Source organism: Nocardioides antri (assembly GCF_008373765.1).
Lineage (GTDB): Bacteria > Actinomycetota > Actinomycetes > Propionibacteriales > Nocardioidaceae > Nocardioides > Nocardioides antri.
In genome coordinates this window covers 1-267 of record NZ_VUJW01000145.1, presented here as the reverse complement: position 1 = coordinate 267, position 267 = coordinate 1, and the positions used below count along the sequence as shown (strand labels likewise).

Genomic DNA, 267 nt, shown 5'->3' with positions numbered 1-267 from the left:
ACGAAAAGCGGTGCTCGACGTCTTCGCGAGCCTGGTGGACAAGTCGACCCTCAACTGGGAGGACCATGGGGCACCGGCTCGCTACCTCATGCTGGTCACGATGCGTGAGTACGGCGGCACCCGTCACGAGGCGTCGGGCGAGGAGCGAGCCACCGGCGAGCGACCCCGTCGGTATTTCGCGAGCATCGCCGACGACCCCGTTTTCGGGCCGAGCGCGCGCGAGGTCCTCGACCGGCTGAGGCTGGAGGAGGGAAACCTGCGGGCGGC

General features: G+C 68.9%; 1 protein-coding gene. It reads left to right on the top strand.

Annotated features, from left to right (window positions below):
• The coding region (locus tag F0U47_RS21540; protein ID WP_223162860.1) for a hypothetical protein at nucleotides 1-267 on the top strand (267 nt) is incomplete at both ends.